The following is a 16,522-nucleotide window of genomic DNA, read 5'->3' as shown; positions in this document are numbered from 1 at the left end:
GCTAAAAAAGCAGACACAACAAGCGTTGGCTGAAAGGAGTGAAAGCAGTGCCTTCGGACATCAGACTCTGCTGATATCATACCACAGGATAATCTTTATTGAATATATAAATATTAATTGTATAGATGGGAATAGGATGAGGAAGAATCCCTCAAAGATGTCTCCTATCTCTATACTATAAAAAAGATAAGTTTATAACCAGTTTTTCTTGGCTATAAACTTATTATACGAGGAGTGATTTTTATGGCACAAAAAGTATATCTATCAAATTATGAGTTAAAAGAAGCACTAAAAAAGTATTTTGATAACGTAAAATATTCTTTTTTAAATAAGGAATCAGTAAGTACAGATGAATCGCTTGGAAGGGTTACTTCAGAAGCAGTTTATTCAAAAATATCCTCCCCATTTTATAATTGTTCTGCTATGGATGGTATTGCACTTCAAAGCTCAAGTACTATAGGAGCTTCTGAAAAAAAACATATTATACTAGAAGAAGGCAAGGATTATTTAGTGGTGGACACAGGAGATCCAATTCCTAAAGAATATGACTGTGTAATAATGGTAGAAGATATAGTAAAAGTAGATGAAAATAGAATTAGAATATATAAAAGTGCAGCACCCTGGCAGCATATAAGACCACTAGGTGAAGACATAGTTGAAAGCCAGCTTATTGTACCTTCCGGTCATGTTGTAAGGCCGGTAGATATAGGTGCCATGTTAGCCGGAGGGGTAAATACTATTGAAGTTTATAAAAAGCCATTAGTAGGTATTATCCCAACAGGTACTGAATTAGTTGAACCGGGAACAGATCTTAAAGTTGGAGATATAATTGATTTTAATTCAAGGGTGTTTAGTGCACAGGTAACTGAATATGGTGGAATACCGAAGAGATATGGAATAGTAAAAGATGATTACAACGTATTAAAAGAAACTTTAGAAAAGGCTGCTTCAGAATGTGATATAGTTGTAATAAATGCAGGATCTTCTGCAGGAAGAGAAGATTATACAAGTGATATTATATCTGATTTGGGAGAAGTTTATGTGCATGGGGTATCTATAAAACCGGGGAAACCTGTTATTATGGGAGAAGTTAAAAATAAACCGGTTCTTGGAATTCCTGGATATCCAGTTTCAGCCTATTTCATAATGGATAAAGTTCTTAAAAAAATAATAGAAGAATATCAGGGAATGAAACATGAAAAAGAGCAGATAGTAGAGGCAATTTTATCAAGAAGGATAATGTCTTCTCTAAAATATTTAGAATTTGTAAGAATCAAACTTGGATATGTAGGAGAAAAACTTATTGCCACACCACTTTCAAGAGGAGCAGGAGCTACAATGTCATTGGTAAGGGCAGATGGAATATTAGAAGTTCCACAGAATGTAGAAGGCATGGAGGCTGGGACTAAAGTTCAGATAAGTCTTATGAAAGATATAGATGAAATCAAAAACACAATTGTCTGCATAGGCAGCCATGACCCTATATTAGATGTACTTTCTGATTTACTTCATGTGAAAAATCCTGATTATTATTTATCCTCAGCTCATGTGGGAAGTATGGGTGGAATAATGGCATTAAAAAATAAAGAAACTCATATTGCACCTATTCATCTATTGGATATGGAAAGCGGAGAATATAATATTTCTTATATTAATAAATACTTAAAAGATAAAAATATAGCTTTAGTAAAAGTAGTAAATAGAGTTCAAGGTCTTATGGTTCAAAAAGGAAATCCAATGGGACTTAAGGAAATTTCAGACATATCGAAAAAAGGTATACGGTTTGTAAATAGACAAAGGGGAGCAGGAACAAGGTTATTACTGGATTATTATTTAAAAAAGTTAGATATTTCACCAAATGATATTAATGGATATGAAAGAGAAGAATTTACCCACCTGTCTGTAGCAGCAGCAGTGGCTAGTGGGGATGTAGACTGTGGTCTTGGGATATATTCAGCAGCAAAAATGATGGGACTTGATTTTATTCCAGTATGTAATGAAGAATATGATTTTGCAGTACCAGAGGAATATTTAAAAATGAAAACAATTAGAGAATTAATTGATGTTATGAAGAGTGACACGTTTTTAAAAGAATTAGATAGACTTGGAGGATATGAATATCCCAATATAGGGAAAATAATAAGGGCTGATTCTAGCGGTAAATATAATGCCTAGTATTGATGTATTTACTATCAATACTTAGTAATCAGTACATCATATATGCTATGGTTATTAAGTATTTTTTTATAAATATGCTTGGCACAATTTATGCTTTAAAATAAATATATTTAATGTGGTAAAGGAGGTGTGAATTTGAAAGTAGAAGTTAGATTATTTGCTTACTTTAGAAAAGATAGAGATAAAAAATTATTTTTAGAATTTGAGGAGCCTGTAACACCTGCGGACATATTTAAAAAGATAAATATTAAGGAAGAAGAAGTAGCTATTTTACTTATAAATGGTAGGGACGGTAAAGCAAATACAGAACTTAATGACAATGATGTCTTATCATTGTTCCCACCAGTAGGAGGCGGCTAAATTTGGAACGTTATGTTAGAAATATGAAAACCCTGTCAAAAGAAGAAAATGATAACTTAAAGAACTTTAAAGTTTGTGTTGTTGGCTGTGGAGGAATTGGTGGTTATGTTATTGAAATGCTTGGAAGAATAGGAATAGGAAGTATTACTGCAGTGGATGGGGATGTATTTGAGGAATCTAATTTGAATAGACAAATACTTTCAAGTACAGACACTATAGGTTTTAGCAAAGCACAGGAAGCAAAAGCTAGAATGGAAAAAGTAAATCCACTAATAGAGGTAAAAGCATTAGAAAAAATGCTTACAGAAGATAATGCCTGCAGTATTTTAGAGAATCACGATGTAGTAGTAGATGCTCTTGACAGCATACCAGCAAGATTGTTACTTCAAGGCAGCTGTAAAAAACTTAATATACCAATGGTTTATGGAGCTATAGCAGGATGGTATGCTCAAGTTACTACCATATTTCCAGGAGATGATACCTTAAACAAGATTTATAATGTAGATAAGCAAATATCTAAAGGAATCGAAAAGGAAATGGGTAATCCATCATTTACACCAGCTTTAGCAGCCTCAATTGAAGTAAGTGAAGTAATAAAGATTCTTTTAGGGAGAAGAGAACTTTTAAGAAAAAAGATGGTCTTTATAGATCTCCTCTCAACTGAGTATGATATAGTTCCACTGGGATAAAAAATCGTATAATCAAGTATATTATAGAACTTGAAGTTTTTGATCCTAAACGCTAAGCCTATGGAGATAAAACCAATGAGTATGTCATGAAAATGATGTGCTTTCCGTGTTTGAGAAGAAGACTATTGCAAATACCCATAAAATAGGTATGCACTTTTGGTGCATGCCTATTTTTTATAAACAAAGTTGACAAAATTAACGACATCTACTAGGTAAAGGAATGATGTTGGGTTATTGCAGGAAGGAGAAAATTGACATGATATATTAAATTCTAAATCATAATAATATATATATATTAATCGATCCATATTGGAACGTTTTTAAAAAATAAAAATAATGCTGCTCATTATTTGAACGTTATTTTAAATAAAAATAGTAATATTGTATTTTTCTTGAGCATTTTGGCAATATAAAGAAATATATTGCTTATTACTAGTAATGTAGAGAAATATATTGCTTATTATTTGAACGTCTTATTATAAAACAAAAAATATTGCTAAATAATTTACTAAGAATTCACTTAATAATCAACGCATTGTATGTGTTTTTGATTATTGAGTGTTTTTTTGTAACCATATTTGGCACAATGTATGCTTTATAGACTTTGTGAAGTGAATATATTTATATAAGGAGGAATTTCAATGTATGGTTACAATGGTAAAGTATTGAGAATAAATTTAAAGGAAAGAACTTGCAAGTCAGAAGATTTAGATTTGGATAAAGCTAAAAAGTTCATAGGCTGTAGGGGACTAGGTGTTAAAACTTTATTTGATGAAATAGATCCTAAAATAGATGCATTATCACCAGAAAATAAATTTATAATTGTAACAGGTCCGTTAACTGGAGCTCCGGTTCCAACCAGTGGAAGGTTTATGGTAGTTACTAAAGCACCGCTTACAGGAACTATAGCAATTTCAAACTCGGGTGGAAAATGGGGAGTAGACTTAAAAAAAGCTGGTTGGGATATGGTAATAGTAGAGGATAAAGCTGATTCACCAGTTTATATTGAAATAGTAGATGATAAGGTAGAAATTAAAGATGCGTCACAGCTTTGGGGAAAAGTTACATCAGAAACTACAAAAGAGTTAGAAAAGATAACTGAGAATAAATCAAAGGTATTATGTATAGGACCTGCTGGTGAGAGATTGTCCCTTATGGCAGCAGTTATGAATGATGTAGATAGAACTGCAGCAAGAGGCGGCGTTGGTGCAGTTATGGGATCTAAAAACTTAAAAGCTATTACAGTTAAAGGAACTGGAAAAATAGCTTTAGCTGATAAAGAAAAAGTAAAAAAGGTGTCTATAGAAAAAATTACAACATTAAAAAATGATCCAGTAGCTGGTCAGGGAATGCCAACTTATGGTACGGCCATACTGGTTAATATAATAAATGAAAATGGAGTTCATCCTGTAAAAAACTTTCAAGAATCTTATACGGATCAAGCAGATAAAATAAGTGGAGAGACTCTTACTGCTAACCAATTAGTAAGGAAAAATCCTTGTTACAGCTGTCCTATAGGTTGTGGAAGATGGGTTAGATTAAAAGATGGTACAGAGTGCGGAGGACCAGAGTATGAAACACTGTGGTGTTTTGGCTCTGACTGTGGTTCATATGATTTAGATGCTATAAATGAAGCTAATATGTTATGTAATGAATATGGTATTGATACTATTACCTGTGGTGCAACAATTGCTGCAGCTATGGAACTTTATCAAAGAGGATATATAAAAGACGAAGAAATAGCTGGAGATAACCTATCTCTCAAGTGGGGTGATACGGAATCCATGATTGGCTGGATAAAGAAAATGGTATATAGTGAAGGTTTTGGAGCAAAGATGACAGATGGTTCCTATAGGCTTTGTGAAGGTTATGGAGTACCGGAGTATTCTATGACAGTTAAAAAACAAGAAATTCCAGCATATGATCCAAGGGGAATACAGGGACACGGTATTACCTATGCAGTTAATAATAGAGGAGGATGTCATATTAAGGGATATATGATTAATCCTGAAATATTAGGTTATCCGGAAAAACTCGATAGATTTGCATTAGATGGTAAAGCAGCCTATGCCAAAATGATGCACGATTTAACTGCTGTAATTGATTCTTTAGGATTGTGCATATTCACTACATTTGGACTGGGAATACAGGATTATGTAGATATGTATAATGCAGTAGTAGGAGAATCTACTTGTGATGCAGATTCACTATTAGAGGCAGGAGATAGAATCTGGACTCTTGAGAAATTATTTAATCTTGCAGCCGGAATAGACAGCAGCCAGGATACTCTACCAAAGAGATTGTTAGAAGAACCTATTCCAGATGGTCCATCAAAGGGAGAAGTTCATAGGCTAGATGTTCTTCTGCCAGAATATTACTCAGTACGAGGATGGAGTAAAGAGGGTATACCTACAGAAGAAACATTAAAGAAATTAGGGTTAGATGAATATATAGGTAAATTTTAGTTTGATTCGATAAACTAGAAATCAGACTTTATGTATTAAAGAAGATAGGTTCTCTCTATATATGAAGTCTGTTTTTTAATAGGAAGGTGTGAATTTGAGAATAGAAGTTAGATTATTTGCTTATATATTTGCAAGAGTATTAAGTTGTGGTTGGATAAGTTTGGGAGATGAAATTTAGTTGTTATGATAAACTTCAATAGTAATAAGCAAAGCTTTGAAGCATTCATTGAATCTATACATGAAGGCATTATGATTTGTAACATTTATGGAAAAATTAAATTTGTAAATAATGCCTTACTACAAATTACAGGATATAGTCAAGAGTGTATAATGGATATGAATATTCAAGATATGGTAGATAACTGGAATAATATAATAAGTAATATACATAATATAAGCATTCAACAGAATGTAGAAACTAGCATAAAATCTATTAAGAATGTGCTTAAATTAAATTTAAATGTATATCCATTATACACAAAAAAAATGGATGAAAGGATAATTATAGTTGTTTTTAAAGAAATAAAAAAGAAAAGGAAATTAGAAGAAAGGCGATTAAAAGGCAAGGCCATATATACTTTTGACAAAATAATAGGGAGAAATAGGAACTTTTTAAACATAATAGAGTATTCAAAAAAGATATCTAATAGTAAGTCTACTATATTAATAACAGGAGAAAGTGGTACAGGAAAGGAAATTTTTGCTCAAGCTATACACAATTACAGTGATAGAAAGGAGAAAGTTTTTATGGCTGTTAATTGTGGTGCAATTCCGGAAAAACTTATAGAATCAGAACTTTTTGGATATGAGGAAGGTGCTTTTACAGGAGCTAAAAAGGGAGGAAATTTAGGTAAATTTGAAATGGCAAATGGTGGAACTATATTTTTAGATGAAATAGGGGAAATGCCTGTTGACATGCAGGTAAAGTTATTAAGAGTTATAGAAGAGGGATTGATTGTAAGAGTTGGAGGGTATAAGCAAATACCCATAAATGTTAGAATAATTGCAGCTACAAATAAAAATTTAAAAGAAGAAGTTGAAAATAAAAATTTCAGAAGAGATTTATTTTATAGATTAAATGTTCTTCCTGTTCCACTCCCCCCGTTAAGGGATAGAAAAGACGATATTTGTTTATTAGTTGATTATTATATGAATAGAATAAGTAAGAAATTAAATAAAAGAAAAATAAAAATTACTAGTGATCAAATGGATAAGTTAGTACAGTATGAATGGCCTGGAAACATAAGAGAACTAGAAAATGTTATAGAATTTTTTATAAATATTGAGCGTGTAGATGAAAATGTTATTCAATCAGAAGGTTTATTTAAAGAACGTAAAGTGGAAAATAGTTATATATATCATGATGAAGATTTTATGTTTAATATGAACCTTGAAAATTTAGAAAAAACACATATAGAAAATGTAATAAGAAAGTTTAATGGGAATATTACTTTAGCTGCCAAGGCTATGGGTATAGGTAGGAACACTCTTTATAGAAAAATCAAGAAATATAATATTTACTGTTCTATATAGAAGTACCATTCTAAATAGATATTATCATATTTGCATAAAGTCTTGAAGAGATAGCAATAAGTATTGCGGTAGAACTTATAAAAGTTAAAAGGCAATCTTTCAATGGAAAAAATAAATTTAAAACTGTTGTTATGATTGGAGGAATTATAATGAATGTAGCTATTTGCAAATCAGGCAATGTAGTTGTATCCAAGCCCAATATAGAACTTTCACATAGAAGATGTAAAAAGTTTAACATTGATTCAAATCAGGTATTTAGTAAAAAAATAATAGACGATATTGAATTGCAGAAAAGATTTGCAGCTAACAGAAATTTAATATTGACTGCAGCACCTTATATGGATCAGCTAATTAATTTTGTAAAGGGATTTAATTTTTTTGTATTACTTACAGATGGAGAAGGATGTATATTAAATGCGTTAGGTGATGAAAAAATACTCGAGGAAGCATTTTCTTTGAAAATGATACCGGGAGCTTTTATGAATGAAGAAAATATTGGGACAAATGCTATGAGTGTAGTTATAAAAAGTAAACTGCCAGTTCAAATTTCTGGAGATGATCATTTTATTAATGCATATCATAAGTGGACATGTTCTGCGGCACCTATAAAAGATAGTAAAGGAAAACTTATAGGTGTATTGAATCTTACTGGGTACATTAAGTTTGTACATTCCCATACCCTTGGTATGGTTATAGCAGCGTCAAATGCTATAGAAGAAATGCTTAAAGTAGAAGAGTACAATAAAATTGAAAATATGAATTACAAGCATATAAAAAATATATTTAATTCTAGTCCCGTTGCTATAATAACCTCGGATATAAATGGTAAAATAAAAATTTGCAATAAAAAGGCACAAAATATGTTTGGCATAAGAGGTAGTAAGTTAGATACAAACAATATGAAAGATATTATAGAAAATTGGAATGATATAAAAACACCTATATATTTAGGAGAAAGTACTTTAAAAGAAACAATTATGGTTGCACTAAGAAATAAGATTCAGTATCAAGTAACTACCAGTTCAATATACAATTGTGATGATGATAATAATATTGAAATAGTTTATGTTTTTGAAAAAGCTAAAAAAGTAAATAGAAAAAATAATGGGCAGGCTTACTATACTTTTGATAAAATAATGGGTCAGGATGACAACTTTACAAAAGTAATAAATTATGCAAAAAAGATTTCAGATAGTAAATCAACTATACTTATAATGGGGGAAAGTGGTACGGGAAAAGAAGTGTTTGCACAATCCATTCATAATTACAGCAGCAGGGTAGATGGACCATTTGTAGCTTTAAATTGTGGTGCCATCCCTAAACAACTTATAGAGTCAGAGCTTTTTGGATATGAAGAAGGAGCTTTTACAGGAGCTAAAAAGGGTGGAAACCTTGGAAAATTTGAATTAGCAGATGGTGGAACTATGATGCTGGATGAAATTGGAGAAATGCCTCTTGATATGCAGACAAAGCTTCTAAGAGTTGTACAGGAAGGTGTAATAACGAGAATTGGAAGCTCAAAGTCTATACCTGTAGATGTAAGAATTATAGCTGTCACAAACAGAGATTTAAAAAAAGAAGTAGAATGTGGAAGGTTTAGAAAAGACTTATATTACAGATTAAATGTGCTGCCTTTATACTTACCTCCACTTAGAGAAAGAAAAAAGGATATACCTCTTCTTATTCAATATTTTGTTAAGAATATTTCACAAAAATTAAATAAAAAAGAGCCGGTTATATTAGGAGAGTACTTGAAGAAAATGATTAACTACAACTGGCCTGGAAATATAAGAGAATTGGAAAATTTAGTTGAGCTAATTGTAAATACAGGATCTATACCAGCAGGTTATTTTACGGAAGAAAACTGTGATAATGAGGTACTTGTGGATATTAGTGATGACTATTTAAAGTTAGATTATGTGGAAAAAGAACATGTAATTAAAGTATTGAAGAAGTTTAATGGGAATATAACACATTCAGCAGCAGCACTGGGTATAAGAAGAAATACTTTGTACAGTAAAATAAAAAAATATAAAATAGAGATATAAATTTTTTATGCAGAGAGGAAAGAGAGGCTGTTGTATATTTTAGGGTAGGTGCTATTGATTTGTCACCTGTTTTTTCACAGCCTCATATGTTTTTTATATTATTGTTTTTAAAAATCTGTTTTAATAGCTTGTGTTTTGGAAAATTAAGAACTTCATATTTTTCACCTTGTTCAATGACCTTTCCTTTGTCCATAAATATAATGTAATCTGCTATCCTTTCGGCCTGTAATAAATCATGGGTGACTAGAATAACAGTTCTTTTTTCTTGGGACATAGTTTTTATTAGCTTTTCAGATCTTAAAATATTTTCAATATCCATACTAGCAGTAGGTTCATCCAAAAAAGTTACCTTAGTTTCCAAAATAGCTGTCCTAAGTAGTGCCACTTTTTCTTGTTCTCCTCCTGATAGTTCTCTAGCATTTTTATGCAGTAAATCATCTACTACCAAGTATTTCAAATAAGTATTTATTCTTTTTTCAATTATTTCTTTACTAAATTTTTTAAACTTTAATCCCATTGTTATATTTTCAAGCACTGAACAATTAAATAAGTATGGTTTTTGAAGCATGACTGATATATCTTTTCTTACAAAATTAATAGAATTATAGTTATCATAACTTACATTTCCCCTAGTGAATGTATCAAGTCCTGAAATGCATTGTAAAAGAGTACTTTTACCACTGCCATTTAAGCCCATAAGTACATAAGTATATCCTTCTTTAAAATCTAACTCATCTATATGGAGGACTTCTTTTCCGTTGAATTCTTTACTACTGTTTAGTACTCTAATATTCATGTATTCACCTACTTTTATTTAACTAGTGTTGGCAAAAGCTTTTTGTATTACTTATTTGTTTTACTGAGTTTATGTAAAATAAAGTTAACCATAAAAGAAACAATAAGTAATATACAACCTATTGTTATAGCTTCATTAAAGTTACCCTGGCCTGTTTCTAAAGCTATATAAGTAGTCATAACTCTTGTCTCACCTTTTATATTTCCACCTACCATCATAACTGCACCAACTTCAGAAATTGCTCTTCCGAAACCAGCTGCTATTACGGACAAAAGTTGAGCTTTACATTCTTTTATGATTAAAATTAAAGTATCCTTATTTTCTGCACCTAGAGCGATGCAATTTTTTTTTATTTCTATTCCACGGATGCCTATTGTTGAAACAGTAAGTCCAAATATTATTGGAAATACGAGCAAACTTTGGGCGATAATCATTGCAGTAGGAGTAAATAACAGTTTGAAAGTACCTAAAGGCCCTTTCCTAGAAAGAAGCAGATATACAACTAAACCCATTAATACTGGTGGAATACTCATAAGAGTTTCAAATAATCTTAAAATGTATTTTTTTAGCCTAAAGTTCTTTAAAGCAGTAGGTATGGCTAGAGTCATACCTACTGCTGAGGCCATTAATGTAGATGTAATTGAAACAAACAAAGATAATAAGGTTATTTCTATAACTTCTCCCAAATAGCTCATTTAATCACCTATTTTTTTGCATTAGGCACAAATAGTGATATGCCATACTTATCCTTGCCGTATTCACCTATGAGTTTTTGTCCTTTACTAGAGAGCATCCATTTGATAAATTCATTTGATTCCTCGGTTTTAATTTTGTTTTTCTTTGGATTTAACCTTATTAATGAATATTGATTTAATAGCTTACTTCCTTTTTCAGTGACGATGGTTAAATTTAATTTATTTTTCATAGATAGGTATGTAGCCCTATCTGTTAAGGTATAAGCTTTCTTTTCATCTGCCATCTGAAGTACTGCACCCATTCCTTTTCCTGCTGAAATATACCATGTACCACTAGGGGTTATTCCTGCTTCTTTCCATATACTGTTTTCTTTTGTATTAGTACCTGATTTATCTCCTCTTGATATAAAGGGAGAGTTACTACTGCTAATTAGTTTGAATGCAGCTACTGCATCCTTTGGAGCTTTTTCTTTAAGTTTTGCAGGATCATCTTTTGGTCCTACGATTACAAAATCATTATACATTACTTCAAGCCTTTCAGTTCCATATCCTTCTTTAACAAATTGTAATTCCTGTTCTTTTGCATGTACGAGCAATGCATCTGCATCCCCACGTTTAGCAACTTCCATAGCTTCACCAGTTCCTTTGGCAAGTACCTTAACTTTAATTCCTGTGTCCTTTTCAAACTTTGGAAGCAAGTAATCTAAAAGCCCTGAATCTTGGGTACTTGTTGTAGTTGCCAATACTATACTTTTATTTTTATTTTGAGTTTGGGTTTGATTTTGATTTAAACATGCATTCATAGTAAACATCATAACAATACAAAATAATATACTCAATAATGTTTTAAAATGTAAATTTTTCCGTAATTTTAACATAAGAAATCCCCTTCCACTTTAACTAATGTTTAAAAAAATAATTAAGTAACTTATCAAGTGATTCTTAGGTTCAGGTGGAGTTTGCTTATAAGGAATACCTTTTCTCCATCTGAACCTTAGAAGAACTTATCCAGGCGCGTAGCAGTGGTTATCCCCCAATTTGAAGAAGATGGGGGTGTTAGCAATGGTAGCGATCGGATAAAATTTATATACACTAAATATAAGTATATGTTTATAGGATTAATTATATGTATAGAAATGTAAATATACGTATATAGTAAACATACAGATCAAATTGAATAAGATCTATCATAAGAGCAAAGTTGTATCCATTGTAACTATATTTACAAGAGTATTAAATTTTGGTTGGATAAGGTCAGGAGATGAAATTCAGTTGTTATGATAAATCTCAATAGTAGTAAACAAAGCTTTGAAGGATTTCTTGAATCTATACCTGAAGGCATTATGGTTTGTAACACTTATGGAGAAATTAAATTTGTGAACACTACTTTACTAGAAATTACTGGATATAGTCCTAAATTTATAATGAATATGAATATGGAAGATATGTTAGATAATTGGGGTAATATAATAGATAACATACATAATACAAACATTCAAGAGAATATAGAAACTGCCGTAAAATCTATTAACAATATACTTAAATTAAATTTAAGTATATATGTATTATACACAGAAAAAATGGATGACAGGATAATCATAGTTGTTTTTAAAGAAATAAAAAAGGAAAGAAAATTAGAAGAAAAGCGGTTAAAAGGTAGGGCAATATATACTTTTGACAAAATAATAGGGAAAAATGAAAACTTTTTAAAGATAATAGAATATTCTAAAAAGATAGCTAATAGTAAGTCTACTATATTAATAACAGGAGAAAGTGGTACAGGAAAAGAAATTTTTGCTCAGGCTATACATAATTACAGTGATAGAAAAGAAAATGTTTTTATGGCTGTTAATTGTGGTGCAATTCCGGAAAAACTTATAGAGTCTGAACTTTTTGGATATGAGGAAGGTGCTTTTACAGGAGCTAAAAAGGGAGGAAACCCAGGTAAATTTGAAATGGCAAGTGGTGGAACTATCTTTTTAGATGAAATAGGTGAAATGCCTGTTGAAATGCAAGTAAAGCTATTAAGAGTTATAGAAGAAGAAGTAGTTGTAAGAATTGGAGGATACAAGCAAACACCCATAAATGTTAGAATAATTGCAGCTACAAATAAAAATCTGAAGGAGGAAGTTGAAAATGGAAATTTTAGGAGAGATTTATTTTATAGATTAAATGTTCTTCCTATTCACCTTCCTTCTTTAAAGGATAGAAAAGATGATATTTGTCTATTGGTTGATTATTATATGAATAGAATAAGTAGAAAATTAAATAAAAGAAAAGTAGAAATTACTGATGGCCAAATGAATAAATTAGTACAATATGATTGGCCTGGAAACATAAGAGAATTAGAAAATGTTATTGAGTTTTTTATAAATATTGAGCGTATAGATGAGAGTGCTATTGAGACAGATAGTCTATATAAAGAACGTAAAAGGGAAGGCAGTTATATATGCTATGATGAAGATTTTATGTTTAATATGAACCTTGAGAGTTTAGAAAAATCACATATAGAAAATGTAATAAAAAAGTTTAAAGGAAATGTAACTTTAGCTGCCAAGGCTATGGGGATAGGCAGAAACACTCTTTATAGAAAAATCAAGAAATATAATATTTACTGTTCCACACTGGAGCATGATCCCAAAACGTAACGCTATTATAGATCCTCTTTGGAACAACAATCGTTTACATAAGATCTAAAGCGCTGAAATAAGTATGATTAGCATAGGTAAAAATCTTTGGCATGGTTCTTGCTTTAAGTATATACAAATATACTTTTAGGAGGAATTCGTTTATGTATGGTTATAATGGCAAAGTATTAAGAATCAATTTAAAGGAAAGAACTTGTAAGTCAGAAGATTTAGATTTAGGCAAAGCTAAAAAGTTTATAGGATGCAGGGGCTTAGGAGTTAAAACTTTATTTGATGAAGTAGATCCTAAGGTAGATGCATTATCTCCAGAAAATAAATTTATAATTGCTACGGGACCTTTAACAGGGGCACCGGTTCCAACAAGTGGAAGATTTATGGTAATCACCAAATCACCTCTTACAGGAACTATAGCAATTGCGAATTCAGGTGGAAAATGGGGAGCAGAATTGAAATCAGCTGGATGGGATATGATAATAGTAGAAGATAAGGCTGATTCACCAGTTTATATTGAAATAGTAGATGATAAAATAGAATTCAAAGATGCATCACAGCTTTGGGGAAAGCTGGCATTAGAAACTACAAAAGAATTAGAAGGATCAGATCGCAAGAAATCCAAAGTGCTATGTATAGGACCAGCTGGTGAAAAATTATCACTTATGGCAGCTGTAATGAATGATGTTGATAGAACTGCAGGAAGAGGCGGCGTTGGTGCAGTTATGGGATCAAAGAACTTGAAAGCTATCGTAGTTAAAGGAAGTGGAAAAGTAAAATTATTTGATGAGGAAAAAGTAAAAGCTGTAGCACTTGAGAAGACAGGTATTTTAAGAAAAGATCCAGTAGCTGGAGGCGGACTTCCAAATTATGGTACGGCTGTACTTGTTAATATAATAAATGAAAACGGAGTACATCCGGTAAAGAATTTTCAGGAAGCTTATACTGATGAAGCAGATAAAATAAGTGGAGAAACACTTACAAAAGATCGCTTAGTAAGAAAAAATCCTTGTTATAGATGTCCTATAGCTTGTGGAAGATGGGTTAAATTAAAGGACGGTACAGAATGCGGCGGACCTGAATACGAAACCTTATGGTGCTTTGGATCTGACTGTGGTGTATATGATTTAGATGCTGTGGATGAGGCAAATATGTTATGTAATGAATATGGATTAGATACTATTTCCTGTGGTGCAACTATTGCAGCAGCTATGGAACTCTATCAAAGAGGATATATAAAAGATGAAGAAATAGCAGGTGACAATTTATCTCTTAAATGGGGAGATGCAGAATCCATGGTTGGCTGGATAAAGAAAATGGCACTTAAGGAAGGCTTTGGTGCAAAGATGGCAGATGGATCCTATAGACTTTGTGAAAGTTATGGGGTACCAGAATATTCCATGACAGTTAAAAAGCAAGAAATTCCAGCATATGATCCAAGAGGAATACAAGGACATGGTATTACTTATGCAGTTAACAATAGAGGCGGCTGTCATATTAAAGGGTACATGGTTAGTCCTGAAATATTAGGTTATCCGGAAAAACTTGATAGATTTGCATTAGAAGGTAAAGCAGGTTATGCAAGAGTATTCCACGATTTGACTGCTGTAATAGATGCTCTTGGCTTATGTATATTTACTACCTTTGGTTTGGGAGCACAGGATTATGTAGATTTATATAATGCAGTAGTAGGAGAGGATCCTCATGATGTTGACTCTTTAATGCAAGCCGGTGATAGAATTTGGACTCTTGAAAAATTGTTCAATTTATCAGCTGGAATAGACAGCAGCCAGGATACTCTACCAAAGAGACTTTTAGAAGAGCCTATTCCAGATGGTCCATCAAAAGGAGAAGTTCATAGGTTAGACGTACTTCTTCCAGAATATTATTCAGTACGTGGATGGGATAAAAATGGTATACCTACAGAGGAAACGTTAAAGAAATTAGGATTAGATGAATATGTAGGTAAGTTTTAGTTTGATAAATTAGAGATTAGACTTCATGTATTAAAAAAGACATCTTGTCTCTGTATATGAAGTCTATTTTTTTAAACAAGGGAGGTGTGAACTTGAAAATAGAAGTTAGATTATTTGCTTACTTTAGAAAAGATAGAGATAAAAAATTATTTTTAGAATTTGACGAACCTGTAATACCTGCTGATATATTTAAAAAGATAAATATTAATGAAGAAGAAGTAGCTATTTTACTTATAAATGGTAGGGATGGTAAAGCAAATACAGAACTTAAAGACAATGATGTCTTATCATTGTTTCCACCAGTAGGAGGCGGTTAAACTTGGAACGTTATGTTAGAAATATGAAAACCCTGTCAAAAGAAGAAAATGATAATTTGAAGAAATTTAAAGTTTGTGTTGTTGGCTGTGGAGGAATTGGTGGTTATGTTATTGAAATGCTTGGAAGAATAGGAATAGGAAGTATTACTGCAGTGGATGGGGATGTATTTGAGGAATCTAATTTGAATAGACAGATACTTTCAAGTACAGACACTATAGGTTTTAGCAAAGCACAAGAAGCAAAAGTTAGAATGGAAAAAGTAAATCCACTAATAGAGGTAAAAGCATTAGAAAAAATGCTTACAGAAGATAATGCCTGCAGCATTTTAAGTAATCATGATGTAGTAGTAGATGCTCTTGACAGCATACCAGCGAGATTGTTACTTCAAGGCAGCTGTAAAAAACTTAATATACCAATGGTTCATGGAGCTATAGCAGGATGGTATGCTCAAGTTACTACTATATTTCCAGGAGATGATACCTTAAACAAAATTTATAATGTAGATAAGCAAACATCTAAAGGAATCGAAAAGGAAATGGGTAATCCATCATTTACACCAGCTTTAGCAGCCTCAATTGAAGTAAGTGAAGTAATAAAGATTCTTTTAGGTAGAGGAGAACTTTTAAGAAAAAAGATGGCTTTCATGGATCTTCTCTCTAGTGAGTATGACATAGTTCCACTTGGGTAAAAATTTATCAATGAATCTTACTTAGTGGGAAAAGCAGATATCCCAAATCTTTGATTTGGTGATAGTCGCTTTCGCTGTGTGCAAGCAGATATCCCAAATCTTTGATTTAAAGTGAATTGCGTTCTCTTTAGAGTTTT

The 16,522-nt window shown here is 31.7% G+C and carries 14 protein-coding genes and 1 riboswitch; of the genes, 11 read left to right on the top strand and 3 right to left on the bottom strand.

The annotated features are described in order from the left end of the window. From WY13_RS21590 to WY13_RS19500, 7 genes are all read left to right on the top strand, one after another. The coding region (locus tag WY13_RS21590; protein WP_204377981.1) for a hypothetical protein at positions 1–181 on the top strand (181 nt) is incomplete at its 5' end. Between the two features lie 62 nt (positions 182–243). Continuing rightward, positions 244–2,175: a molybdopterin biosynthesis protein gene (locus tag WY13_RS19525; RefSeq protein ID WP_063557227.1), complete on the top strand. Its 1,932-nt coding sequence runs from the start codon at positions 244–246 to the stop codon at positions 2,173–2,175. Between the two features lie 138 nt (positions 2,176–2,313). Continuing rightward, complete coding sequence (locus WY13_RS19520) at positions 2,314–2,538, top strand: MoaD/ThiS family protein (protein ID WP_063557226.1); 225 nt, start codon at positions 2,314–2,316, stop codon at positions 2,536–2,538. Between the two features lie 2 nt (positions 2,539–2,540). Continuing rightward, complete coding sequence (locus WY13_RS19515; RefSeq protein WP_063557225.1) at positions 2,541–3,227, top strand: HesA/MoeB/ThiF family protein; 687 nt, start codon at positions 2,541–2,543, stop codon at positions 3,225–3,227. A 17-nt stretch (positions 3,228–3,244) separates the two neighbouring features. Further along, a riboswitch (molybdenum cofactor riboswitch) is annotated at positions 3,245–3,364 on the top strand. A gap of 504 nt (positions 3,365–3,868) precedes the next feature. Beyond that, positions 3,869–5,692: an aldehyde ferredoxin oxidoreductase family protein gene (locus WY13_RS19510; RefSeq protein ID WP_063557224.1), complete on the top strand. Its 1,824-nt coding sequence runs from the start codon at positions 3,869–3,871 to the stop codon at positions 5,690–5,692. Positions 5,693–5,875: 183 nt separating this feature from the next. Then, complete coding sequence (locus WY13_RS19505; protein ID WP_063557223.1) at positions 5,876–7,225, top strand: sigma-54 interaction domain-containing protein; 1,350 nt, start codon at positions 5,876–5,878, stop codon at positions 7,223–7,225. A 149-nt stretch (positions 7,226–7,374) separates the two neighbouring features. Next, entirely contained in the window at positions 7,375–9,273 is a 1,899-nt protein-coding gene (locus tag WY13_RS19500) for a sigma-54-dependent Fis family transcriptional regulator (protein ID WP_063557222.1), read from the top strand. An 82-nt stretch (positions 9,274–9,355) separates the two neighbouring features. Here WY13_RS19500 and WY13_RS19495 read toward each other — a convergent pair whose 3' ends face one another. The 3 genes from WY13_RS19495 to WY13_RS19485 are packed head-to-tail and all read right to left on the bottom strand — an operon-like array spanning position 9,356 to position 11,642. Next, complete coding sequence (locus WY13_RS19495) at positions 9,356–10,069, bottom strand: ATP-binding cassette domain-containing protein (protein WP_063557221.1); 714 nt, start codon at positions 10,067–10,069, stop codon at positions 9,356–9,358. A gap of 47 nt (positions 10,070–10,116) precedes the next feature. Next, positions 10,117–10,764 (bottom strand): ABC transporter permease, encoded by a 648-nt coding sequence (locus WY13_RS19490; RefSeq protein ID WP_063557220.1) that lies wholly within the window; start codon positions 10,762–10,764, stop codon positions 10,117–10,119. 8 nt (positions 10,765–10,772) lie between these two features. Next, positions 10,773–11,642 (bottom strand): substrate-binding domain-containing protein, encoded by an 870-nt coding sequence (locus tag WY13_RS19485; protein WP_063557219.1) that lies wholly within the window; start codon positions 11,640–11,642, stop codon positions 10,773–10,775. Positions 11,643–12,041: 399 nt separating this feature from the next. On the opposite strand from WY13_RS19485, the gene WY13_RS19480 reads away from it, so the two are divergent. The 4 genes from WY13_RS19480 (at position 12,042) to WY13_RS19465 (ending at position 16,385) form a co-directional block, all read left to right on the top strand. Further along, entirely contained in the window at positions 12,042–13,412 is a 1,371-nt protein-coding gene (locus WY13_RS19480) for a sigma-54 interaction domain-containing protein (RefSeq protein WP_063557218.1), read from the top strand. Positions 13,413–13,555: 143 nt separating this feature from the next. Then, positions 13,556–15,379, top strand: coding sequence for an aldehyde ferredoxin oxidoreductase family protein (locus WY13_RS19475; RefSeq protein ID WP_063557217.1), 1,824 nt, complete (start codon positions 13,556–13,558; stop codon positions 15,377–15,379). A 92-nt stretch (positions 15,380–15,471) separates the two neighbouring features. Next, positions 15,472–15,696 (top strand): MoaD/ThiS family protein, encoded by a 225-nt coding sequence (locus WY13_RS19470; RefSeq protein ID WP_063557216.1) that lies wholly within the window; start codon positions 15,472–15,474, stop codon positions 15,694–15,696. Between the two features lie 2 nt (positions 15,697–15,698). After that, positions 15,699–16,385 carry a HesA/MoeB/ThiF family protein gene (locus tag WY13_RS19465; protein ID WP_063557215.1) on the top strand — a complete coding sequence of 229 codons (687 nt, stop codon included), beginning with the start codon at positions 15,699–15,701 and terminating at the stop codon, positions 16,383–16,385. The last annotated feature ends 137 nt before the right edge of the window (positions 16,386–16,522 follow it).

The sequence above is a fragment of the Clostridium ljungdahlii genome (assembly GCF_001636845.1).
GTDB classification, from domain to species: domain Bacteria; phylum Bacillota; class Clostridia; order Clostridiales; family Clostridiaceae; genus Clostridium_B; species Clostridium_B ljungdahlii_A.
Note: the sequence above shows the minus strand (reverse complement) of the source record. Positions and strands in the feature narration are given on the sequence as shown.

What these genes read in the sequence shown, in the direction of transcription:
- WY13_RS19505 (WP_063557223.1), top strand. Translation starts at nt 5,876, where the DNA reads ATGATAAACTTCAATAGTAATAAGCAAAGCTTTGAAGCATTCATTGAA.
- WY13_RS19490 (WP_063557220.1), bottom strand. Translation starts at nt 10,764, where the DNA reads ATGAGCTATTTGGGAGAAGTTATAGAAATAACCTTATTATCTTTGTTT.
- WY13_RS19510 (WP_063557224.1), top strand. Translation starts at nt 3,869, where the DNA reads ATGTATGGTTACAATGGTAAAGTATTGAGAATAAATTTAAAGGAAAGA.
- WY13_RS19485 (WP_063557219.1), bottom strand. Translation starts at nt 11,642, where the DNA reads ATGTTAAAATTACGGAAAAATTTACATTTTAAAACATTATTGAGTATA.
- WY13_RS19480 (WP_063557218.1), top strand. Translation starts at nt 12,042, where the DNA reads ATGATAAATCTCAATAGTAGTAAACAAAGCTTTGAAGGATTTCTTGAA.
- WY13_RS19500 (WP_063557222.1), top strand. Translation starts at nt 7,375, where the DNA reads ATGAATGTAGCTATTTGCAAATCAGGCAATGTAGTTGTATCCAAGCCC.
- WY13_RS19525 (WP_063557227.1), top strand. Translation starts at nt 244, where the DNA reads ATGGCACAAAAAGTATATCTATCAAATTATGAGTTAAAAGAAGCACTA.
- WY13_RS19495 (WP_063557221.1), bottom strand. Translation starts at nt 10,069, where the DNA reads ATGAATATTAGAGTACTAAACAGTAGTAAAGAATTCAACGGAAAAGAA.
- WY13_RS19475 (WP_063557217.1), top strand. Translation starts at nt 13,556, where the DNA reads ATGTATGGTTATAATGGCAAAGTATTAAGAATCAATTTAAAGGAAAGA.